Here is a 20,934-nt window from a genome sequence, read left to right on the forward strand (position 1 = left end):
TTTCGGTTCAGTTAAGAACCGGTCGCTCACTCAAAGCTGACAGGAATATGAATTGCTTCATAAACCTGACTTACTTTAGTGTGAGACTCTTGATACTTTTGCTATCTGATCCGAGGATCAGCTCGCTTTCATCAAGCGCCCACACTTATCGGCTGTTAATTTTTAAAGAGCAATCTGCGAGGAACTTCGTGTTTCTCAGCAGCGCTGCGTTTTCAGCAGCAGAGAAGCGAGATTATGAACCGTGTTTCGCAGCTCGTCAACAACTTTTTACACTACATCGTTGCGACTGCGGGGTTCAACTTCCAGGCCAGCCGCGCGCCCAAGACTGCAGCACACCACCGGCTTCGCTTCCCTCTCCCGCGCTGCGTTTCCGTTAGCGCGAAAGAGGCGTGATTCTAAGCACCCGCCCCCATCCACGCAAGCCCTTTGTGAAAATATTTTGAAAAGCCCCCGTGCGCTGGCGCGCACGGGGGCTAGGGCTCGGTGGGCCGCCGGAGGCAATCGACCACCAGGGCGCCGGCAACACTTCCCTCTATATATAGAAGCCCATTACTTGCCGCCCACCGCGGCCTGCAGTTGCTCGACCGGCACCGCGTCGGCCATCGCCGTGTATCCCGCGTCGCTCGGATGAATGCCGTCGCCACTATCGAATCGACGCTGCAGCACGCTCGGGCGCGCCGGATCGCGCAGCACCGCGTCGAAGTCCACTACGCCGTCGAACCCGCCACCGCTCCGGATCCACCGGTTCACCTCGAGCCGGATCGCCTCGCGCCCCGCCGGCAGCCCGGCCGGCGTCAGCGTCGCACCGAAAACCTTCACGCCCTGACGGTGTGCCGCGTCGATCAGCCGGCGGTAGCCGTCGATCAGCGATGCAGTCGTAACCTGCGTATGCGGGTGGTCGCAATCGAGCCCCGCGCGCGGCGGCATCGCCGCAAAGTTGATGTCGTTGATCCCGATCAGCACGATCGCCGCCTTCACGCCCGCGCGCGACAGCGCATCGCGCTCGAACCGCGACACCAGCGACGTACCATAGCACGCCGAATCACTGAGCAGCCGGTTTCCGCTGATCCCGAGATTCGCGACGCCGATCGATTCCGCGCCCGAGGCGGCCAGCCGACGCGCCAGTGCGTCCGGCCAGCGACGGTTCCGGTTCACGCTCGAGCGCAGCCCGTCGGTGATCGAATCGCCGATCGCGGCTACGCTGGCACGCGCGGAACCGGTCTCGACCGCGAGCTCGGTCACCCATGCAAATTGGGTAAAGCGGGTGCGGAACGCGGCAGCCCCCGGGTCACTCACGTGCTCGCCCGGCACCGACACATAATTGAACTGGTTCGACACGCGGTGCCAGACCGTCATCCGCTGGTTCGGCCCCATCTGGAGGCTGATCGCATACGGCTGCCCCGCTCTGACGTCGATCCCCACCGGATCGCTTTCGAGTTCCTGGCCCGGCGCAAGCGTCACCGACACCTTGCCGCCGAACCGGACCGGCACGGCCGCATCGCCGGACAGCGCCGCGCCTTCGCCAGCGCGCGCGAGGCTCGCCGCCTCGACGACGAGGGGGGAACGACCATATGCATTGCTGACGCGGATCCGTGCGGCGCGCCCCGACACTGTCGGATAGACGATCTGGCGCACGGTGCGACCGGCAACGTCGGGCGCGCGATAAAGCGGCGGCGGTGCGGCAAGGTCGGGAATCGGCTGCAACGCGGTCGCCCACGCGGCAACCCATCCCGCCGGCGCGGCCGAAGCCGACGCCACGAGCGGCGACACAAAAGCGGCCGCACCCAGCACGGCCGCGGCGATACTGCTTCGGAATGACATCGGCAAAATCCTCGTCGGAAAGCGGGCATTGTGCCGCAGAAGGCGCGGCTCCCGCGTGCCGGACGCCATCGCGCAGCATCATCGCGCCCCGATGTCCCTCGTTTACCCGAGTCTTTCCGCAAATCCGCAAGAAATTTATTAACCGACCGGTCGGTTGGTTTATACTTCGCACACATTCATCCGGACGAGAGCCTCGCCATGTACACGCAATCCCTCGACATCCCCGGCAACGTCGCGCCGCTCGACGCCGCAGCCGAGTCGCCCGAGCAGGCGCGGTTCGATGCGGTGATGGCCGCCGACGGCAAGATCGAACCGCAGGACTGGATGCCCGATGCCTATCGCAAGACGCTGGTTCGCCAGATCTCGCAGCACGCGCACTCGGAAGTCGTCGGCATGCTGCCGGAAGGCAACTGGATCTCCCGCGCGCCGAGCCTGAAGCGCAAGGCGATCCTGCTCGCGAAGGTCCAGGACGAAGCCGGCCACGGCCTCTATCTTTATAGCGCGGCCGAAACGCTCGGCGTATCGCGCGATTCGCTGATCGACGCGCTGCACGCCGGCAAGGCGAAATACTCGAGCATCTTCAACTACCCGACGCCGACCTGGGCAGACGTCGGCGTGATCGGCTGGCTGGTCGACGGCGCGGCGATCATGAACCAGATCCCGCTGTGCCGCTGCACGTACGGCCCGTACGCGCGCGCGATGATCCGCGTGTGCAAGGAAGAATCGTTCCACCAGCGTCAGGGCTTCGACGCGCTGCTGTCGATGATGAAGGGCAGCGACGCGCAACGCGCGATGGTCCAGCAGGCCGTGAATCGCTGGTGGTGGCCGGTGCTGATGATGTTCGGCCCGAGCGACGCCGATTCGGTCCACAGCAACCAGTCCGCGAAATGGGGCATCAAGCGGATCACGAACGACGACCTCCGGCAAAAATTCGTCGACGCGACGGTCGACCAGGCGAAGGTGCTCGGCGTGACGCTGCCCGATCCCGACCTGAAGTGGAACGAAGCACGTGGCCACCACGACTACGGCCCGATCGACTGGGACGAATTCTGGCGCGTGGTCAACGGCGACGGCCCGTGCAACAAGGAACGCCTCGCGACCCGCGTGAAAGCGCACGAGGACGGCGCCTGGGTACGCGAAGCCGCCCTCGCCCACGAAGCAAAGCGCCGCGCGCGCGCCGAACAGCACGCCGCCTGAGCGGCACACCATCGAATTCAGGATTCAGGAGAAAGTGATGAACAAGGAATGGCCGATCTGGGAAGTGTTCGTGCGCAGCAAGCAGGGGCTCGACCACAAGCATTGCGGCAGCCTGCACGCCGCCGACGCGTCGATGGCGCTGCGCATGGCGCGCGACGTCTACACGCGCCGCCAGGAAGGCGTGAGCATCTGGGTGGTGCCGTCGTCGGCGATCACCGCGTCGGATCCGAGCGAGAAGGCCGAGCTGTTCGAACCGGCGGGCGACAAGATCTACCGTCACCCGACGTTCTACACGCTGCCCGACGAAGTCAACCACATGTAACGCCCGCGCCATGACGATCACGCCCGAACACCTCTCCTACGTGCTGCGCCTCGCGGACAACACGCTGATCCTCGGTCAGCGCAATGCCGAATGGTGCGGCCACGGCCCGATCCTCGAGGAAGACATCGCGCTCACCAACATGAGCCTCGACCTCATCGGCCAGGCGCGCATGCTGTATACGCATGCGGCCGAACTCGAGCGCCAGCTCACCGGCGCGACGAAGACCGAGGACGATTACGCGTACTTCCGCACCGAGCGCGAGTTCGCGAACTTCACGCTCGCCGAACTGCCGCATTACGGCCCGCTCGCCGGCACCGCGCACGCCGACAAGGACTACGCGGTGACGATCGTGCGCAACTTCCTGTACTCGGCGCTGATGCTGCACGTGTGGACCGCGCTGGAAACGTCGGCCGACACGCAGCTCGCCGCGATCGCCGCGAAATCGGTGAAGGAAACCCGCTATCACGTGCAGCACGCACGCGAGTGGCTCGTGCGCCTCGGCGACGGTACCGACGAATCGCACCGTCGCGCGCAGGACGCGCTCGACTACCTGACGCCGTATACGCGCGAATTCTTCGCCGCCGATGCGATCGACGACGCAGTCGCGGCCGAGGGCATCGCCCCGGCACCGGCCACGCTCGAAGCGGCGTGGCGCGCGGACGTGGACGACGCGCTCGCGGAGGCGACGCTCACGCTGCCGGCCCCCGTGCAGCACGTGACGACCGGCAAGCAGGGCGAGCATTCGGAACACATGGGCTACCTGCTCGCGGAACTGCAAAGCCTCGCACGCCAGCACCCCGGCGCGACCTGGTAACCCCGACGCCACGGAGCCCGACGATGTCCGTCCAGACCGCCCCCGCCAACGCCGTGCCTGCCGCGCGCCGCGACGATCCGCTGCTCGCCCGCGCATGGGACGTGCTCGAAGCCGTGCCCGATCCCGAGATCCCGGTCGTGTCGATCCGCGAGCTCGGCATCCTGCGTGACGTCCGCCGCGCGGACGACGGCCAGCTCGAGGTCGTGATCACGCCGACCTACTCGGGCTGCCCGGCCATGTCGCAGATCGCCGAAGACATCGCCGCCGCGCTGCAGGCCGCCGACCTGCCGCCGCACCGGATCGAGACGGTGCTCGCGCCCGCGTGGACGACCGACTGGATCACGCAGGAAGCGCGCGACAAGCTGCGTGCGTACGGCATCGCGCCGCCGGTCGGCCAATGCGGCACCGCCGCGCCGCGGGAAAACGTCGTGCGTTTCGTGCCGCGGCCCGTCGCGGCACCCGCGTGCCCGCGCTGTGGCTCGGCACGCACCGAGCGTCTCGCGCAATTCGCGTCCACGGCCTGCAAGGCGCTGTATCGCTGCGTCGACTGCCGCGAACCCTTCGACTACTTCAAACCCTATTAATCGATATGGCGACCCCGCAATTTCATCCGCTGCGTATCCGCGACGTGCGGCCCGAGACCGCCGACGCCGTGACCGTCTCCTTCGACGTGCCGCCCGAGCTGCGCGACGCGTACCGCTTCACGCAGGGCCAGTTCGTCACGCTGAAGACCCACATCGACGGCGAGGAAACGCGCCGCTCGTATTCGATCTGCGTCGGCACGACGGACTACGACCGTGACGGCGAACTACGCATCGGCATCAAGCGCGTGCGCGGCGGCCGCTTCTCGAACTTCGCCTTCGATACGCTGAAGCCGGGCCACACGATCGACGTGATGACGCCGGACGGCCGTTTCTTCACGCACCTGAACGCCGACCACGGCAAGCAGTACGTCGCGTTCTCCGGCGGCTCGGGGATCACGCCGGTGCTCGCGATCGTGAAGACGACGCTCGAACTGGAGCCCCGCAGCACGTTCACGCTGATCTACGGCAACCGCAGCGTCGACGCGATCATGTTCGCGGAGGAGCTGGAGGACCTGAAGAACCGCTATATGAACCGCTTCGTCCTCTATCACGTGCTGTCGGACGACCAGCAGGACGTCGAGCTGTTCAACGGTGTGCTCGACCAGGCGAAATGCGCGGAATTCCTCGGCACGCTGACGCCGGCCGACGCGATCGACGAAGCGTTCATCTGCGGCCCGGCGCCGATGATGGACGCGGCGGAAGCGGCGCTGAAGGCAGCCGGCGTGCCGCAGGCGAAGGTACACGTCGAGCGCTTCGGCACGCCGCTGCCGCAAGCCGGTGCGCCGGTCGTCGAAATCACCGACCAGACGCCGGCGGCCGACCTCGAAATCGTGCTCGACGGCAAGAAGCGCAAGCTGCGGCTGCCGTACGAAGGCGTGAGCCTGCTCGATATCGGCCTGCGTGCGGGCCTCGCGCTGCCGTACGCGTGCAAGGGCGGCGTGTGCTGCACGTGCCGCGCGAAGGTGCTCGAGGGCGAAGTGCGGATGGAGAAGAACTACACGCTCGAGGAGCATGAAGTGAAGGACGGCTTCGTGCTCACGTGCCAGTGCCACCCGATCAGCGACAAGGTCGTCGTGAGCTTCGACGAGCGTTGAGCGACGTCGCGTCGCGGCGCCGGACGGTTTCTCGCCGTCACACATCTCGCTTACACTAGGGGCCGCCGGCCGGCTGGACATCGCAACGTCCACCCGGCCGGCGGTTTTCTTTTGTTGACGACAGGCCGATGAGTACCATTCATGTGATTCAGGGCGGCACCGCCGCCGCGTCGCTGCGCGAGGCACTCGCGCAAGCCGGGCGCGACGAGCACGTCGTCGGATTGCTCGACGACCTCGGCGTCGGGCCGCTCAAGGGCGCCGACGAGACGCCCGACACGCGCGCAGCCTTCTGGCAGCGCGTGCTCGGCGACCAGATTCCCGACTGGAACGCAGAGATCGAAGCCGAATTCGCACGCCTCGACCAGCTGGCGACGGAGACGGGCCAGGTGGTGGTGTGGCATGCGCCGAGCGTCGGCGACAAGCTGCTGCTGCGGCGCGTCGCCTATCACCTGCGCAATGTCCCGCAACGCCTGAACGAAGTGCGGCTGTCGGCCGCCGACCTCGAGCCGGCGCAGCGCGCGTCGCTGTCGCGCACCGACCAGGCATGCGCGACCGGCATGTTCTCGCCCGCCGAACTGGCGCGCAAGCGGCCGGTAGCCGCGCCGATCTCGGTGCTGCGCATCGGCCGCCTCGCGCTCGAATGGCAGGAGGCGAAGCACCAGAACGCCGAACTGCGCTACTGGGTCAGCAACACGATCAAGAGCGGCCACTATGAAGAACTCGACGCGCTGATCCTCGCGCGCGCGGAAACCGACTGGCTGCCCGCGCGGCGCCTCGTCGGCAGCATCATGGCCGACGCCGATCGCGGCGGGCTGTTCGTCAGCGACTCGATCGCCTGGTGGCGCTGCCGCGAACTCGCGGCGGCCGGCCGGCTCGAGCTGCAGGACGACACGCCCGACGCCCTCTCCTCCACGCAGGTGCGCGCGGCCCGCGCGGCCGCCACGCACCGCTAATCTTCCGCATTCGACCATGGCCCGTACCCGAGCGCCCGACCACGAATCCCAGCGCGAGCAGATCCTCGATCTGGCCGCCGACAAATTCGCGCAGACGAGCTACCCGAGCACGTCGATGTCCGATCTCGCGACCGCGAGCGGCACGTCGAAAGCACGCCTCTATCACTATTACGAGAGCAAGGAAGCGATCCTGTTCGACCTGCTCGACCGCTACACGAAACGGCTGATGCTGATCATCGCCGAGGTCGAGGGGGCGAGCCAGCGGCGCGGCCTCAGCGAGCGCGACGCGTTCGCGGAGCTCGTGCGCGCGTTCCTTGCCGAATACGAGACATCGCACAGCCGCCACGTCGCGCTGCTCAACGACGTGAAGTATCTCGAGGACGCGCAGCGCGAAATCGTGCTCGACCGCCAGCGCGACATCGTCGCGGCATTCACGCGACAGCTGGCGCGCGCGTACCCGGACCGCATCTCGAAGGAAAACCAGACTTCCGTGACGATGATGGTGTTCGGGATGATCAACTGGACGTTCACGTGGCTGAAGCCCGGCGGCCGCCTCGGCTACCGCGACTTCGCCGAGCAAGTGATCGACCTGATCGAACGCGGGCTGTCGACGGCCGCCTGATTGCCGCGCAGCAGCAAACGTTGCTCTACGGGCACACTGCGACCGCCCGCCGCGCGTTTCATATGATGAATTTTAAATCCATTAAAAATCAAATAGATAGCAGATTAACTAAGCGGATTTAGAATTCATCCTCCAGCTCAAACATCGTTAAATACGGGTTTTCCCCAATCCGAGGGCTGACGGTCGGGTAAAATGCTGCTGCATTGCACAACCCGCTGTACGGTCACACATTGAGGAACCCACGATGAACACGCGATTCAACGGCACGGCCGATGTCGTCGGCACCGCCGGTACTGCGCCGGTTCTCGTCAGGGAACTGGCTTCCAAAGACCGTGAGCAGATGCTCACCCACTTTCTCTCGCTCGACGAAGAGGACCGCCTGCTGCGCTTCGGCCAGATGGTGCCCGACCACGTGATCGAGAACTATGTCCGCACGATCGACTTCGGTCGCGACACCGTGTTCGGCGTGTTCGACCACGACCTCGAACTGATCGGCGTCGGCCACCTGGCCTACCTGCCGGCCGAGGGCGACAAGCGCACGGCCGAATTCGGCGTGTCGGTGCTCGAAAGCGCACGCGGCCGCGGCGTCGGCTCGAAGCTGTTCGAACGCGCGGCGATCCGCAGCCGCAACACGCACGTGACGATGCTGTACATGCACTGCCTGTCGCGTAACGCGACGATGATGCACATCGCGAAGAAATCCGGGATGCGGATCGAGTATGCGTACGGCGAAGCCGATGCGTACCTGTCGCTGCCGCCGGCCGACCACTCGACGATCATCGCCGAGATGCTGCAGGAGCAGGCCGCGGTGTTCGACTACGCGATGAAGCGCCAGGCGCGCCGCACCACGAAGTTCATCGAATCGCTGATGCCCGCCGCCCTGACGGCGTAACGTCGGCCAGCCGGGCCGCGCCTACCGCGCGCCCGGCCCTTCCCTCCCCCGCCGCGCACTAGCGCACCGACCGAATCGGCAACGCCGTCGTCTCCTTGAAGCATTCGAGCGAAAAGCTCGTCTTCACGTCGATCACCGACGGGTGATGCAGCAAATGCTCCTGCACGAAGCGGGAGAAATGCGCCATGTCCTCGACCTGCACGCGCAGCAGGTAATCCATGTCCCCCGTCATCGCGTGGCACGCGACCACTTCCGGCCAGGTCTGCACGGCCGCGCGAAACAGCTCCGCATGCGTTGCGCCCGCGCGCGCCGACGTTTCGTCGACCCGCACCGGTGCCAGGCCGCCGCGTTTCTCGAGCCGCACGCTCACGTACGCGAGCAGGTCGAGCCCGAGCTTCTGCGGATTCAGCAGCGCGACATAACCGGTGATCACGCCGATCTCCTCGAGCCGCCTGATCCGCCGCAGGCATGGGCTCGGCGACAGGTTCACGCGCTCGGCGATCTCCTGGTTCGACAGGCGCCCGTTCTGCTGAAGAATCGCGAGAATCCGCCGGTCGATGGCATCCAATTCGGCGTGCGCCATCTTCTGCCCTCCAATGATTATTTCGAGACTGGAAATTGCGCCATCGTAGGTTCGGGCAATCAAGTTCGCAAGTTTACGCTCGCGACTGCCCGCTACACTCTGTCGCACGTACCGATTCGTCGCGCACGCCGCCGCGTGTGCCACGTTCGACATCGACCCAGGCCGGACAGGCGCACGCCGCCGCGGCCGATCGCCCCCACAGGAGACACGCCATGCAGATCCCGAACTGGGACAACCCCGTCGGCACCGACGGCTTCGAATTCATCGAATACACGGCACCGGACCCGAAAGCGCTCGGACAGCTGTTCGAACGGATGGGTTTCACCGCGATCGCGCGCCACCGCCACAAGGACGTGACGGTGTACCGCCAGGGCGACATCAACTTCATCATCAACGCCGAACCCGATTCGTTCGCCCAACGCTTCGCGCGCCTGCACGGCCCGTCGATCTGCGCGATCGCGTTCCGCGTGCAGGATGCCGCGAAGGCGTACAAGCGCGCGCTCGAACTCGGCGCATGGGGCTTCGACAACAAGACGGGCCCGATGGAGCTGAACATCCCGGCGATCAAGGGCATCGGCGATTCGCTGATCTACTTCGTCGACCGCTGGCGCGGCAAGAACGGCGCGCAGCCGGGCGCAATCGGCGACATCAGCATCTACGACGTCGACTTCGAGCCGATCGCCGGCGCGAACCCGAACCCGGTCGGCCACGGCCTCACCTATATCGACCACCTGACGCACAACGTGCATCGCGGCCGCATGCAGGAATGGGCCGAGTTCTACGAGCGCCTGTTCAACTTCCGTGAAGTGCGCTACTTCGACATCGAAGGCAAGGTGACGGGCGTGAAGTCGAAGGCGATGACGTCGCCGTGCGGCAAGATCCGCATCCCGATCAACGAGGAAGGCTCGGATACGGCCGGCCAGATCCAGGAATACCTCGACGCATACCACGGCGAAGGCATCCAGCACATCGCGCTCGGCGCCAGCGACATCTACCAGGCGGTCGACGGCCTGCGCAGCAAGGAAGTGAAGCTGCTCGACACGATCGACACGTATTACGAACTGGTCGACCGCCGCGTGCCGAACCACGGCGAATCGCTGGACGAACTGAAGAAGCGCAAGATCCTGATCGACGGCGCGCGCGACGACCTGCTGCTGCAGATCTTCACCGAGAACCAGATCGGACCGATCTTCTTCGAGATCATCCAGCGCAAGGGCAACCAGGGCTTCGGCGAAGGCAACTTCAAGGCGCTGTTCGAATCGATCGAGCTCGACCAGATCCGTCGCGGCGTCGTGCAGGACAAGGCCTGACGCATCCGGCGGGCGGCTGCCCGGGGCAACCCGGCAACCGCCGATCCGGCGGCACAAAGAAAAAGGGCGGGAATCCGAGGATTCCCGCCCTTTTTGCATTCCGGCGCGGCCCGACGGCCGCGCGACCGGATCAACGCGCGTTCGCCTTCGACGCGCCGTCGCGCTCGGCCGACGGCAGCGCGACGGCGTCCTGGGCCGGCGCGATCTGTTGCATCTGCGCGCCGGCTGCCGCCAGTGCGCTCGCGCCTCGCGCGTGCACCGGGCCGGTCATCGAGAAAAACGCGGCGGACACGATCAGGAAACTCTGGATATGACGTGTGTTCATTGCACCTCCTATAAAACTGCCGGCGCCTCCCCGATGCGTCGAAACAGACCGACGCGACCGGGCACCTCCGGCAGGCCGACAAGATTAACGGCATTTGCGCGCAGATGAACGTGGCCTTACATGCTTTTACATGATGTAACGCATGATTCAGCCCTTTTTTACGGTGCGCCGCCGCGGCTCTCCCCGCATTCCAACCGATGGGCGGCGGGTTTGCCCCAGTGCTACCATCGCTTAAAACCGGCGAACATGCCGGCCACTGCCGACGCATCCAAAAGATGCCGACGCAACCGAAGTTTTGGTGATCCCAGACCGGGTGGAGGAGACAGTTAATGAATGCCCCGCTAGACGCAGACCAACGCGCGTCGCTAGAAGCCGCGCTGAAGTCCGTCACGCTTGACGACAAATACACACTTGAGCGCGGTCGCGCGTACATGAGCGGCATCCAGGCCCTCGTGCGCCTGCCGATGCTCCAGCAGGAACGCGACCGCGCCGCCGGTCTCAATACGGCCGGCTTCATCTCCGGCTATCGCGGCTCGCCGCTCGGCGGCCTCGATCTGTCGCTCTGGAAAGCCAAGCAGCATCTGGCCGCCCACCAGATCGTCTTCCAGCCCGGCCTCAACGAAGATCTCGCCGCCACGGCCGTGTGGGGCTCGCAGCAGGTGAACCTGTACCCCGGCGCGAAGCACGACGGCGTGTTCGGCATGTGGTACGGCAAGGGCCCGGGCGTCGACCGCACCGGCGACGTCTTCAAGCACGCGAACTCGGCCGGCTCGTCGCAGCACGGCGGCGTGCTGGTGCTCGCCGGCGACGACCACGCGGCGAAATCGTCGACGCTCGCGCACCAGTCCGAGCACATCTTCAAGGCCTGCGGGCTGCCGGTGCTGTTCCCGTCCAACGTGCAGGAATATCTCGATTTCGGCCTGCACGGCTGGGCGATGAGCCGCTACTCGGGCCTGTGGGTCGCGCTCAAGTGCGTGACGGACGTGGTCGAATCGTCGGCATCGGTCGACATCGACCCGCATCGCACCGAGATCGTGCTGCCGACCGACTTCATCATGCCGGAAGGCGGCCTGAACATCCGCTGGCCCGACCCGCCGCTCGTGCAGGAAGCGCGGCTGCTCGACTACAAGTGGTACGCGGCGCTCGCCTATGTGCGCGCGAACAAGCTCGACCGGATCGAAATCGATTCGCCGAACGCGCGCTTCGGGATCATGACCGGCGGCAAGGCTTACCTCGACGTGCGCCAGGCGCTAACTGACCTCGGCCTCGACGACGAAACCTGCGCGCGGATCGGCATCCGGCTCTACAAGGTCGGCTGCGTGTGGCCGCTCGAAGCGCAGGGCGCCCAGGCGTTCGCGCGCGGCCTCGACGAAATCCTCGTCGTCGAGGAAAAGCGCCAGATCCTCGAATACGCGATCAAGGAAGAGCTGTACAACTGGCCCGACGGCCAGCGGCCGCGCGTGTTCGGCAAGTTCGACGAAAAGGACGGCGCCGGCGGCGAATGGTCGGTGCCGATGGGCAACTGGCTGCTGCCCGCGCACTACGAGCTGTCGCCCGCGATCATCGCGAAGGCGATCGCGACGCGCCTCGAGAAGTTCGAGCTGCCGTCCGACGTGCGCGCGCGCATCGCCGCGCGGCTCGCGGTGATCAACGCGAAGGAAATGGCGCTCGCGAAGCCGCACGTGCAGACCGAGCGCAAGCCGTGGTTCTGCTCGGGCTGCCCGCACAACACGTCGACCAACGTGCCGGAAGGCTCGCGTGCGATCGCCGGCATCGGCTGCCACTACATGACCGTGTGGATGGACCGCAACACGAGCACCTTCAGCCAGATGGGCGGCGAAGGCGTGCCGTGGATCGGCCAGGCGCCGTTCACGGACGAGAAGCACGTGTTCGCGAACCTCGGCGACGGCACCTATTTCCACTCGGGCCTGCTGGCGGTGCGCGCGGCGATCTCGTCGAAAGCGAACATCACCTACAAGATCCTCTACAACGACGCCGTCGCGATGACGGGCGGCCAGCCGGTCGACGGCGTGCTGACGGTGCCGCAGATCACGCACCAGCTCGCGTCGGAAGGCGCGAAGAAGATCGTGATCGTCACCGACGAGCCGGAGAAGTACGACAGCCAGAAGGCGCTGCTCGCGCCGGGCGTGCCGATCCATCATCGCGACCAGCTCGACGACGTGCAGCGCGAGCTGCGCGAGATCGAAGGCACGACGATCCTGATCTACGACCAGACCTGCGCGACCGAGAAGCGCCGCCGCCGCAAGCGCGGCACCTATCCGGACCCGGCGAAGCGCGTCGTGATCAACGACGCGGTGTGCGAAGGCTGCGGCGACTGCTCGGTGCAGTCGAACTGCCTGTCGGTCGAGCCGCTCGAAACCGAATTCGGCACGAAGCGCCAGATCAACCAGTCGAGCTGCAACAAGGACTTCTCGTGCGTGAAGGGCTTCTGCCCGAGCTTCGTCACGGTCGAGGGCGGCCAGTTGAAGAAGCCGAAAGCCGTGTCGGTCGACGGCAACGCACTGCCGCCCATTCCCGAGCCGACGCTGCCGGACATCGACCGCGCATACGGCGTGCTCGTCACGGGCGTCGGCGGCACGGGCGTCGTCACGATCGGCGCGCTGCTCGGGATGGCCGCGCACCTGGAGAACAAGGGCGTGACCGTGCTCGACGTCACCGGCCTCGCGCAGAAGGGCGGCGCCGTGATGAGCCACGTGCAGATCTCGCACGCGCCGACCGACATCCACGCGACGCGGATCGCGATGGGCGAAGCCGACCTCGTGATCGGCTGCGACGCGATCGTCACGGCCGGCGACGAGTGCACGTCGCGGATGCGGCACGACACGACGCGCGTGGTCGTCAACAGCGCGCAGACGCCGACCGCCGAGTTCATCAAGAACCCGAACTGGGCGTTCCCGGGCCTGTCCGCCGAGAACGACATCCGCGCGGCGGCCGGTGAAGCCGTCGACTTCATCGACGCGAACCGCTTCGCGGTCGCGCTGCTCGGCGACGCGATCTACACGAACCCGTTCGTGCTCGGCTACGCATGGCAGAAAGGCTGGCTGCCGCTCACGCTCGCATCGCTCGAACGCGCGATCGAGCTGAATGCGGTATCGGTCGAGAAGAACCGTGCGGCATTCGACTGGGGCCGCCGCGCCGCATACGACCTGGCCAGCGTGAAGCAGGCCGCGGCCGGCGACGCACGCCCCGCGCAAGGCGCCACGGTGATCGCGCTGCACACGAAGAAGGCGGTCGACGCACTGATCGCGAAGCGCGTGGAATTCCTCACCGCGTACCAGAACGCCGCGTATGCGGCGCGTTATGCGGCGTTCGTCGACAAGGTGCGCGCCGCCGAGCGCGCACTGGCGGACGGCGACACGGTGCAGGAGCAGCTGACTGAAGCAGTCGCCCGCAACCTGTTCAAGCTGATGGCGTACAAGGACGAATACGAGGTCGCGCGGCTGCAGTCCGATCCCGCGTTCCTCGCGCGCCTGTCCGCGCAGTTCGAAGGCGACTGGAAGCTGAAATTCCACCTCGCGCCGCCGCTGTTCGCGAAGACGGACGCACACGGCCACCTGGTGAAGAAGGCGTACGGCCCGTGGATGATGACGGCCTTCCGCTGGCTCGCGAAGGCGAAGTTCCTGCGCGGCACGGGGCTCGACCCGTTCGGCCGCACCGAGGAACGCCGCTCCGAGCGCGCGCTGATCGGCGAGTACGAAGCGCTGATCGACGAAGTGCTGGCCAGGCTGAACGCGGCCAACCGCCCGCTCGCCCTCGAGCTCGCGGCGCTGCCGGACGGCATTCGCGGCTACGGCCACGTGAAGGAGAACAACCTGCGCGCGGTACGCCAGAAGTGGAGCACGCTGCTCGCGAAGTGGCGGGCGCCGGCTGGCGGCCAGTCGCACCAGCAGGTCGCGTAACGGCCAGCCGGCGGGCGCGGGCATTCGCGGTTCGAACGCCCGCCACGGGCGGCGATTCGCAATAAAAAAACGCCACGGAACGCAGGTTCCGTGGCGTTTTTCCTTGCGCCGCGCCTGAAGCGCGGCACACGCGGGCGTGGACTTACTTCGTGTTCACGTTCGCGGCGGCAACGGCCGTCATGTTGATGATCCGGCGCACGGTCGCAGCCGGCGTCAGGATGTGGACCGGCTTCGCCGCGCCGAGCAGGAACGGACCGACCGTCACGCCTTCGCCGCCGACCATCTTCAGCAGGTTGTACGCGATGTTCGCCGCTTCAACGTTCGGCATGATCAGCAGGTTCGCTTCACCCGACAGCGTCGTGCCGGGGAACGCCTGCTTGCGGATCAGTTCCGACAGCGCCGCGTCGCCGTGCATTTCGCCGTCGACTTCGAGGTTCGGCGCACGTTCGACGATCAGCTTGCGGGCCTCGCCCATCCGGCGCGACGACGCCGACGGCGCGCTGCCGAAGTTCGAGTTCGACAGCAGCGCGGCCTTCGGCGCGATGCCGAAGCGCTCGATCTCGGCCGCGGCCTGGATCGTCATGTCGGCGAGCTGTTCGGCGCTCGGCAGCTCGTTCACGTACGTGTCGCACACGAACAGGTTGCGGCCCGGCAGCATCAGCAGGTTCATCGCGGCGAAGTGCTCGGCGCCCTTCGCGCGGCCCAGCACCTGCTCGATGAACTTCAGGTGGCTGTGGAACGTGTCGATCATCCCGCAGATCATCCCGTCCGCATCGCCCAGGTGCACGAGCATCGCGCCGATCAGCGTGTTGAACTTGCGCATCGCGGCCTTCGCGACTTCCGGCGTCACGCCGTCGCGCGCGCCGATCTCCTGATACGCCTGCCAGTAGCGGTGGTAGCGCGCATCGTCTTCCGGATCGACGATTTCGAAATCGGTGCCGGCCTTGAGCTTCGAGCCGATCTTCTGCAGGCGCATGTCGACGACCGACGGACGGCCGATGATGATCGGCTTCGCGATCTTTTCCTGCAGCACGAACTGCGCGGCGCGCAGCACGCGCTCGTCTTCACCTTCGGCAAACACGATGCGCGCCTGCTTCTGCTTCGCGGTCGCGAACACCGGGCGCATCACCATGCCGGTGCGGTAGACGGTCGCGCCGAGCTGCTCGCGGTAGGCGTCCATGTCCTGGATCGGACGCGTGGCGACGCCCGAATCCATCGCGGCTTGCGCAACGGCCGGCGCGATCTTGATGATCAGGCGCGGATCGAACGGCTTCGGAATCAGGTAGTCCGGCCCGAATTCGAGCGAGTGGCCTTCATACGCCTTCGCGACTTCCTCGCTCTGGTCGGTTTCTTCCGCCAGTTCGGCGATCGCGCGCACGCACGCGAGCTTCATTTCTTCCGTGATCGTCGTCGCGCCGACGTCGAGCGCGCCGCGGAAGATGAACGGGAAGCACAGCACGTTGTTGACCTGGTTCGGGTAGTCCGAACGGCCGGTCGCGACGATCGCGTCCGGGCGCACGGCCTTCGCGTCTTCCGGGCGGATTTCCGGTTCCGGGTTCGCGAGCGCCAGGATCAGCGGCTTGTCGCCCATCGTCTTGACCATGTCCTGCTTCAGCACGCCCGCGCTCGAGCAGCCGAGGAACACGTCCGCACCGACGATCGCGTCGGCGAGCGTGCGTGCGTCGGTGGTCGCCGCATAGCGCTGCTTCGACGGATCGAGATTGCCGCGCCCTTCGTAGATCACGCCCTTCGAATCGGCGACGAGGATGTTCGACTTCGTCAGGCCGAGGTTGACCAGCAGGTCCAGACACGCGATCGCCGCAGCGCCCGCGCCCGAGCACACGAGCTTCACTTCGGCGAGCTTCTTGCCGACGACCTTCAGGCCGTTCAGGATCGCGGCCGACGCGATGATCGCGGTGCCGTGCTGATCGTCGTGGAAGACGGGGATCTTCATGCGCTCGCGCAGCTTCTGCTCGATGTAGAAGCATTCCGGCGCCTTGATGTCCTCGAGGTTGATGCCGCCGAGCGTCGGCTCGAGCATCGCGATCGCCTCGACGAGCTTGTCGGGGTCGGATTCCGACAGTTCGATGTCGAACACGTCGATGCCCGCGAATTTCTTGAAGAGGCAGCCCTTGCCTTCCATCACCGGCTTCGCGGCCAGCGGGCCGATGTTGCCGAGGCCCAGCACGGCCGTACCGTTCGTGATGACGCCGACGAGGTTGCCGCGCGACGTGTACTTCTGCGCATCGAGCGGATCGGCGTGGATCGCTTCGCACGCAGCGGCGACGCCCGGCGAATACGCGAGCGACAGGTCGAGCTGGTTCGACAGCGGCTTGGTCGGGGTGACCGAAATCTTGCCGGGTTTCGGGTTCTGGTGATAGGCGAGTGCGGCCTGCTTCAGTTGTTCGTCCATGATTGACCTGCGAGAGACATGCGAAATATTGACGGTTCAGTCCACAGCACCTTGGGCCGCGTCTGCTTGAATCGAGGGGATGGTCGACTGCGAGACGGCACGCAGCGCGCCGGGTCGGCACGCCATCGAACCTTGGCGGATGGCAAGAGGAAAGTACAAAGTACTGAACGATTTCTAAGGGTCGCCTAGTGTACACCCCCTAAATGACCTCCGTTGGTGCAGCGCCGCATCCTCCGCATCAGCGCAAGCGATCCCGCCCCGTTTGTTTCGCCGGTGGCGAGCCGAGCGGTGAACCCGCGCGAATTCCGCCGAAAACCGGCCTGAATCGGGTAAAATAGCGGGCTACGCGCGCAGCGATGCGATTGGCCCTCCGATCGCGCCCCGGCCCCCAGGGCAGGTTCCCCTTGCTGCGCCACCGGGCCCGCGCCCGCTCTTCGCTCATCACCCAAGGAATGCCCATGACAGGCTACGATCGTCAGTCGATCTCGGATACGACCGCCAAAATCCTGCTCGAAGTGCAGGCAGTACACTTCAACGCAGAAAAACCGTTCATCTTCACGTCCGGCTGGGCAAGCCCCGTCTATATCGACTGCCGCAAGCTGATTTCGTATCCGCGCGTGCGCCGCGCGCTGATGGAAATGGCTGAAACGACGATCACGCGCGACATCGGCTTCGAGCAGATCGACGCGGTGGCGGGCGGCGAGACCGCCGGCATCCCGTTCGCGGCCTGGATCGCGGACCGGATGATGGTGCCGATGCAGTACGTGCGCAAGAAACCGAAGGGTTTCGGCCGCAACGCGCAGATCGAAGGCCATCTGGAAGAAGGCTCGCGCGTGCTGCTCGTGGAAGACCTGACGACCGACAGCCGCAGCAAGATCAACTTCGTCAATGCGCTGCGCACCGCGGGCGCGACGGTGAACCACTGCTTCGTGCTGTTCCACTACGACATCTTCAAGGAAAGCGTGTCGGTCCTGAAGGATATCGACGTCGACCTGCACGCGCTCGCCACGTGGTGGGACGTGCTGCGCGTCGCGAAGGCTTCGGGCTACTTCGAGACGAAGACGCTCGACGAAGTCGAGAAATTCCTGCACGCACCGGCCGAGTGGTCGGCGGCGCACGGCGGCGCGACGGCCCCGAAGGAATGACGCCGCGCCGGCCCGCAGGCCGGCGTCCTGGCTGAACAAGCCGCCCGCTTCATCGCGGGCGGTTTTTTTTCGTCCGCCGATTCGCGCAGCAAACGATCGCGGCGATGGGTCGCGGTGTGCATCGCTCATCGAACCCTAATGCTAGACTTGATCCATCGTCGCCATCAGCTGCGCGGGCAACGCACAACGCCAACAACGCCGGAAGCATCGGTCCGGCCCACGTGACGGGAGAAGCGCCATATGCGTGTGGATCGCCGGATCACTCCGCCTGCGCCATCGGGTGGCCCGTCGCCGTTCCTTGCCGCCCTCCTCGCTCTCTTCGCCCACCTCGCCCTCCTTTATGCCGCCGCGTTCACCGCCGTGCCCGCGCATGCAGAAGGCGCGTTCACCGTGACGAGCGACGACCTGACGCCGGGCGGGCGCGTCCGTGCCGCGAACGTGTTCGACCGCGGCGACTGCAAGGGCGGCAACCACTCGCCGCAGCTCGCGTGGCACAACCCGCCGCCCGGCACGCGCGGCTACGCGGTCACGATCTTCGATCCCGACGCGCCGGGGCACGGCTGGTGGCACTGGGCCGTGGCGGGCATTCCCGCGACGGTCACGAGCCTGCCCGCCGACGCGAGCGCATCCGGCTTCCTGCGGCGCATCGGTGCAAGCGAAGCGCGCAACGACTTCGGAATCGACGGTTACGGCGGCCCGTGCCCGCCGCCCGGCAAGCCGCACCGCTACGTGATCACCGTCTACGCGCTGAAGGGCGACGACCTGCGCGTCGCGCAGGGGCGCCCCGCGCCGATGTTCGAGCACGAGATCGGCACGCTGGCGATCGGCACCGCGCAACTCACGGTCAACTACGGGCAATAACGGGTGACGGGCACCCGGCGACGGGCATCGCCCCCTGCCGCGCGCCGCCGCGATCGCCTGCCGCTGCGCACTGGCGTACTCCGGGCGTATTCCGCGCCCGCGTGTTTTCCCGTCATTTCGGCTTGCTAGACTCGTCGTCACCGGTCGCGGCGCCACGCCGCGCATCCGTCGCGTCGCCGGCCGGCGGCGCGTGACGCGGCGTGCCGCTGCGGCCGCCGTTCCCGTTCCTTTCCGGAGAACGCCTCATGTCGAACATCGTCATCGTCTATCACAGCGGCTACGGTCACACGCAGAAACTGGCCGAGGCCGTTCACGCGGGCGCGCAGGACGCCGGTGCGACCGTGCGCCTGCTCGCGGTCGGCGACGTCGACGACGCGGGCTGGGCCGCGCTCGACGCGGCCGACGCGATCGTCTTCGGGGCACCGACCTACATGGGCGGACCGTCGGCGCAGTTCAAGCAATTCGCCGATGCAACGTCGAAAGCGTGGTTCACGCAGAAATGGAAGGACAAGATCGCCGCGGGCTTCACGAACTCCGCGACCATGAACGGCGACAAGTTCTCGACGATTCAATACTTCGTCACGCTGTCGATGCAGCATGGGATGGTGTGGGTCGGCACGAGCCTGATGCCGGCCAACTCGAAGGCGGCCACGCGCAACGACATCAACTACCTGGGCGGCTCGACGGGCCTGCTCGCGCAGTCGCCGGCGGATGCGACGCCCGACGAAGGCCCGCTGCCGGGCGACCTCGAAACCGGGAAGGCATTCGGCCGGCGGGTTGCGGAAGCGACGGCCCGCTGGGTTGCCGGCCGCGGCTGAACACGCGCCGGCGAGCGCGCCGGTAAGCGTCAAAGGGACACAAGACGGCCCGCCGGCCGTCTTTTTTTCGACCCGCGCGATGCAGGCCCGCCGGATGACGTCTTAAAATGGCGGATTCAGGGCGCGGGCCCCGTTTCATTCAGTGAGAGCGAAATGAGCACCAAAGTTTTTGTCGACGGCCAGGAAGGCACGACCGGCCTCAAGATCTTCGAATACCTGTCGGCACGCAGCGACATCGAGATCCTGCGCATCGATGAAGCGAAGCGCAAGGACGTCGAGGAGCGCCGCCGCCTGATCAACGCGTCGGACGTCACGTTCCTGTGCCTGCCGGATGTCGCGTCGCGCGAATCGGCGTCGCTCGTCGAGAACCCGAACACGACGCTGATCGACGCGAGCACCGCATTCCGCACCAGCGCCGACTGGGCCTACGGCCTGCCGGAACTGACCCGCGCGCAGCGCGAGAAGATTCGCACGTCGAAGCGCATCGCGGTGCCGGGCTGCCATGCATCGGCCTTCGTGCTCGCGATGCGTCCGCTCGTCGATGCGGGCATCGTCGCACCGACGTTCGCCGCGCACAGCTACTCGATCACCGGCTACAGCGGCGGCGGCAAGTCGATGATCGCCGACTACGAAAGCGCGGCGCCGGGCGGCAAGCTCGCGAGCCCGCGCCCGTACGCGCTCGGCCTCACGCACAAGCACCTGCCGGAAATGGCCGCGCACACGGGCCTCGCGAACCCGCCGATCTTCACGCCGATCGTCGGCCCGTTCCTGAAGGGCCTCGCGGTGACGACCTACTTCACGCCCGGGCAGCTCGCGAAACGCGCGACGCCGCAGGACGTGCAGCGCGTGTTCGCCGAGTACTACGCGGACGAAGCCTTCGTGCGCGTCGCGCCGTTCGATGCGGACGCGAACCTCGACGGCGGCTTCTTCGACGTGCAGGCGAACAACGACACGAACCGTGTCGACCTGTTCGTGTTCGGCAACGAAGAGCGCTTCGTCACGGTCGCGCGCCTCGACAACCTCGGCAAGGGCGCATCGGGCGCCGCGATCCAGTGCATGAACCTGAACATCGGCGCGGCCGAGGATGCGGGTCTCAAACGCTGATTCAACATCGCATGCAATGCAAAGCCGGCCACTGGCCGGCTTTTTATTTACCGGTATCACGCAATATATAAAAAAATTACCGATCGCGCATTTACAAATATTTACAAGCTTTCGATTGCGCGATTACCAGTGAATTAATTCCGCCCCCTCTTTATC

Annotated in this window: 18 protein-coding genes; 14 read left to right on the forward strand and 4 right to left on the reverse strand. The window is 66.1% G+C overall.

The annotated features are described in order from the left end of the window. Nucleotides 1-549: 549 nt before the first annotated feature. The gene (locus DPV79_RS34955) at nucleotides 550-1,821 is read right to left on the reverse strand and encodes an SGNH/GDSL hydrolase family protein (protein WP_113047573.1); all 1,272 of its coding nucleotides are present in this window, start codon (nucleotides 1,819-1,821) and stop codon (nucleotides 550-552) included. Between the two features lie 198 nt (nucleotides 1,822-2,019). On the opposite strand from DPV79_RS34955, the gene paaA reads away from it, so the two are divergent. From paaA to DPV79_RS34995, 8 genes are all read left to right on the forward strand, one after another. Continuing rightward, nucleotides 2,020-3,018 carry a 1,2-phenylacetyl-CoA epoxidase subunit PaaA gene (gene paaA / locus DPV79_RS34960; RefSeq protein WP_059490183.1) on the forward strand — a complete coding sequence of 333 codons (999 nt, stop codon included), beginning with the start codon at nucleotides 2,020-2,022 and terminating at the stop codon, nucleotides 3,016-3,018. Between the two features lie 37 nt (nucleotides 3,019-3,055). Further along, on the forward strand, nucleotides 3,056-3,340 hold the full coding sequence (gene paaB, locus DPV79_RS34965; RefSeq protein ID WP_027788585.1) for a 1,2-phenylacetyl-CoA epoxidase subunit PaaB: 285 nt from the start codon (nucleotides 3,056-3,058) through the stop codon (nucleotides 3,338-3,340). 10 nt (nucleotides 3,341-3,350) lie between these two features. Next, nucleotides 3,351-4,154: a 1,2-phenylacetyl-CoA epoxidase subunit PaaC gene (gene paaC / locus DPV79_RS34970; RefSeq protein ID WP_021158570.1), complete on the forward strand. Its 804-nt coding sequence runs from the start codon at nucleotides 3,351-3,353 to the stop codon at nucleotides 4,152-4,154. A 23-nt stretch (nucleotides 4,155-4,177) separates the two neighbouring features. After that, on the forward strand, nucleotides 4,178-4,738 hold the full coding sequence (paaD, locus tag DPV79_RS34975; protein WP_021158571.1) for a 1,2-phenylacetyl-CoA epoxidase subunit PaaD: 561 nt from the start codon (nucleotides 4,178-4,180) through the stop codon (nucleotides 4,736-4,738). A 5-nt stretch (nucleotides 4,739-4,743) separates the two neighbouring features. After that, entirely contained in the window at nucleotides 4,744-5,832 is a 1,089-nt protein-coding gene (gene paaE, locus DPV79_RS34980; protein ID WP_059620901.1) for a 1,2-phenylacetyl-CoA epoxidase subunit PaaE, read from the forward strand. A gap of 128 nt (nucleotides 5,833-5,960) precedes the next feature. Continuing rightward, complete coding sequence (locus tag DPV79_RS34985) at nucleotides 5,961-6,785, forward strand: DUF1835 domain-containing protein (RefSeq protein WP_042974140.1); 825 nt, start codon at nucleotides 5,961-5,963, stop codon at nucleotides 6,783-6,785. A gap of 16 nt (nucleotides 6,786-6,801) precedes the next feature. Next, on the forward strand, nucleotides 6,802-7,407 hold the full coding sequence (locus DPV79_RS34990; RefSeq protein ID WP_011350658.1) for a TetR/AcrR family transcriptional regulator: 606 nt from the start codon (nucleotides 6,802-6,804) through the stop codon (nucleotides 7,405-7,407). A gap of 244 nt (nucleotides 7,408-7,651) precedes the next feature. Continuing rightward, entirely contained in the window at nucleotides 7,652-8,299 is a 648-nt protein-coding gene (locus DPV79_RS34995) for a GNAT family N-acetyltransferase (RefSeq protein WP_021158574.1), read from the forward strand. Nucleotides 8,300-8,357: 58 nt separating this feature from the next. Here the strand turns inward: DPV79_RS34995 and DPV79_RS35000 are convergent, their stop codons facing one another. Next, a complete protein-coding gene (locus DPV79_RS35000; protein WP_113047557.1) occupies nucleotides 8,358-8,882 on the reverse strand; it encodes an Lrp/AsnC family transcriptional regulator in 525 nt (174 codons plus the stop codon). A 212-nt stretch (nucleotides 8,883-9,094) separates the two neighbouring features. Here DPV79_RS35000 and hppD point away from each other — a divergent pair, with 212 nt between their 5' ends. Continuing rightward, the gene (gene hppD, locus DPV79_RS35005) at nucleotides 9,095-10,192 is read left to right on the forward strand and encodes a 4-hydroxyphenylpyruvate dioxygenase (RefSeq protein WP_021158576.1); all 1,098 of its coding nucleotides are present in this window, start codon (nucleotides 9,095-9,097) and stop codon (nucleotides 10,190-10,192) included. A 130-nt stretch (nucleotides 10,193-10,322) separates the two neighbouring features. On the opposite strand, the gene DPV79_RS35010 is transcribed toward hppD, so the two are convergent. Continuing rightward, complete coding sequence (locus tag DPV79_RS35010; protein WP_113047558.1) at nucleotides 10,323-10,517, reverse strand: hypothetical protein; 195 nt, start codon at nucleotides 10,515-10,517, stop codon at nucleotides 10,323-10,325. A gap of 329 nt (nucleotides 10,518-10,846) precedes the next feature. Here DPV79_RS35010 and DPV79_RS35015 point away from each other — a divergent pair, with 329 nt between their 5' ends. Beyond that, on the forward strand, nucleotides 10,847-14,437 hold the full coding sequence (locus DPV79_RS35015; protein ID WP_113047559.1) for an indolepyruvate ferredoxin oxidoreductase family protein: 3,591 nt from the start codon (nucleotides 10,847-10,849) through the stop codon (nucleotides 14,435-14,437). Between the two features lie 142 nt (nucleotides 14,438-14,579). Here DPV79_RS35015 and DPV79_RS35020 read toward each other — a convergent pair whose 3' ends face one another. Next, entirely contained in the window at nucleotides 14,580-16,850 is a 2,271-nt protein-coding gene (locus DPV79_RS35020) for an NADP-dependent malic enzyme (RefSeq protein WP_113047560.1), read from the reverse strand. 458 nt (nucleotides 16,851-17,308) lie between these two features. On the opposite strand from DPV79_RS35020, the gene DPV79_RS35025 reads away from it, so the two are divergent. From DPV79_RS35025 to argC, 4 genes are all read left to right on the forward strand, one after another. Further along, a complete protein-coding gene (locus DPV79_RS35025) occupies nucleotides 17,309-17,995 on the forward strand; it encodes an orotate phosphoribosyltransferase (protein WP_011546659.1) in 687 nt (228 codons plus the stop codon). Nucleotides 17,996-18,235: 240 nt separating this feature from the next. After that, a complete protein-coding gene (locus DPV79_RS35030; RefSeq protein WP_113047561.1) occupies nucleotides 18,236-18,856 on the forward strand; it encodes a YbhB/YbcL family Raf kinase inhibitor-like protein in 621 nt (206 codons plus the stop codon). Nucleotides 18,857-19,101: 245 nt separating this feature from the next. Further along, on the forward strand, nucleotides 19,102-19,674 hold the full coding sequence (locus tag DPV79_RS35035) for a flavodoxin family protein (RefSeq protein WP_021158582.1): 573 nt from the start codon (nucleotides 19,102-19,104) through the stop codon (nucleotides 19,672-19,674). A 153-nt stretch (nucleotides 19,675-19,827) separates the two neighbouring features. Continuing rightward, complete coding sequence (gene argC, locus DPV79_RS35040; protein ID WP_021158583.1) at nucleotides 19,828-20,778, forward strand: N-acetyl-gamma-glutamyl-phosphate reductase; 951 nt, start codon at nucleotides 19,828-19,830, stop codon at nucleotides 20,776-20,778. Nucleotides 20,779-20,934 lie beyond the last annotated feature (156 nt).

The organism is Burkholderia reimsis (genome assembly GCF_003294055.1).
GTDB classification, from domain to species: Bacteria; Pseudomonadota; Gammaproteobacteria; order Burkholderiales; family Burkholderiaceae; genus Burkholderia; species Burkholderia cepacia.

Bases quoted from the DNA above. Each gene is read 5' to 3' on its own strand.
- hppD (WP_021158576.1), top strand. From the start codon at position 9,095: ATGCAGATCCCGAACTGGGACAACCCCGTCGGCACCGACGGCTTCGAA.
- DPV79_RS35010 (WP_113047558.1), bottom strand. From the start codon at position 10,517: ATGAACACACGTCATATCCAGAGTTTCCTGATCGTGTCCGCCGCGTTT.
- DPV79_RS34955 (WP_113047573.1), bottom strand. From the start codon at position 1,821: ATGTCATTCCGAAGCAGTATCGCCGCGGCCGTGCTGGGTGCGGCCGCT.
- paaC (WP_021158570.1), top strand. From the start codon at position 3,351: ATGACGATCACGCCCGAACACCTCTCCTACGTGCTGCGCCTCGCGGAC.
- paaD (WP_021158571.1), top strand. From the start codon at position 4,178: ATGTCCGTCCAGACCGCCCCCGCCAACGCCGTGCCTGCCGCGCGCCGC.
- DPV79_RS35000 (WP_113047557.1), bottom strand. From the start codon at position 8,882: ATGGCGCACGCCGAATTGGATGCCATCGACCGGCGGATTCTCGCGATT.
- DPV79_RS34985 (WP_042974140.1), top strand. From the start codon at position 5,961: ATGAGTACCATTCATGTGATTCAGGGCGGCACCGCCGCCGCGTCGCTG.
- DPV79_RS34990 (WP_011350658.1), top strand. From the start codon at position 6,802: ATGGCCCGTACCCGAGCGCCCGACCACGAATCCCAGCGCGAGCAGATC.
- DPV79_RS35030 (WP_113047561.1), top strand. From the start codon at position 18,236: ATGCGTGTGGATCGCCGGATCACTCCGCCTGCGCCATCGGGTGGCCCG.
- DPV79_RS35015 (WP_113047559.1), top strand. From the start codon at position 10,847: ATGAATGCCCCGCTAGACGCAGACCAACGCGCGTCGCTAGAAGCCGCG.
- argC (WP_021158583.1), top strand. From the start codon at position 19,828: ATGAGCACCAAAGTTTTTGTCGACGGCCAGGAAGGCACGACCGGCCTC.
- paaB (WP_027788585.1), top strand. From the start codon at position 3,056: ATGAACAAGGAATGGCCGATCTGGGAAGTGTTCGTGCGCAGCAAGCAG.
- DPV79_RS35020 (WP_113047560.1), bottom strand. From the start codon at position 16,850: ATGGACGAACAACTGAAGCAGGCCGCACTCGCCTATCACCAGAACCCG.
- paaA (WP_059490183.1), top strand. From the start codon at position 2,020: ATGTACACGCAATCCCTCGACATCCCCGGCAACGTCGCGCCGCTCGAC.
- DPV79_RS35035 (WP_021158582.1), top strand. From the start codon at position 19,102: ATGTCGAACATCGTCATCGTCTATCACAGCGGCTACGGTCACACGCAG.
- paaE (WP_059620901.1), top strand. From the start codon at position 4,744: ATGGCGACCCCGCAATTTCATCCGCTGCGTATCCGCGACGTGCGGCCC.
- DPV79_RS35025 (WP_011546659.1), top strand. From the start codon at position 17,309: ATGACAGGCTACGATCGTCAGTCGATCTCGGATACGACCGCCAAAATC.
- DPV79_RS34995 (WP_021158574.1), top strand. From the start codon at position 7,652: ATGAACACGCGATTCAACGGCACGGCCGATGTCGTCGGCACCGCCGGT.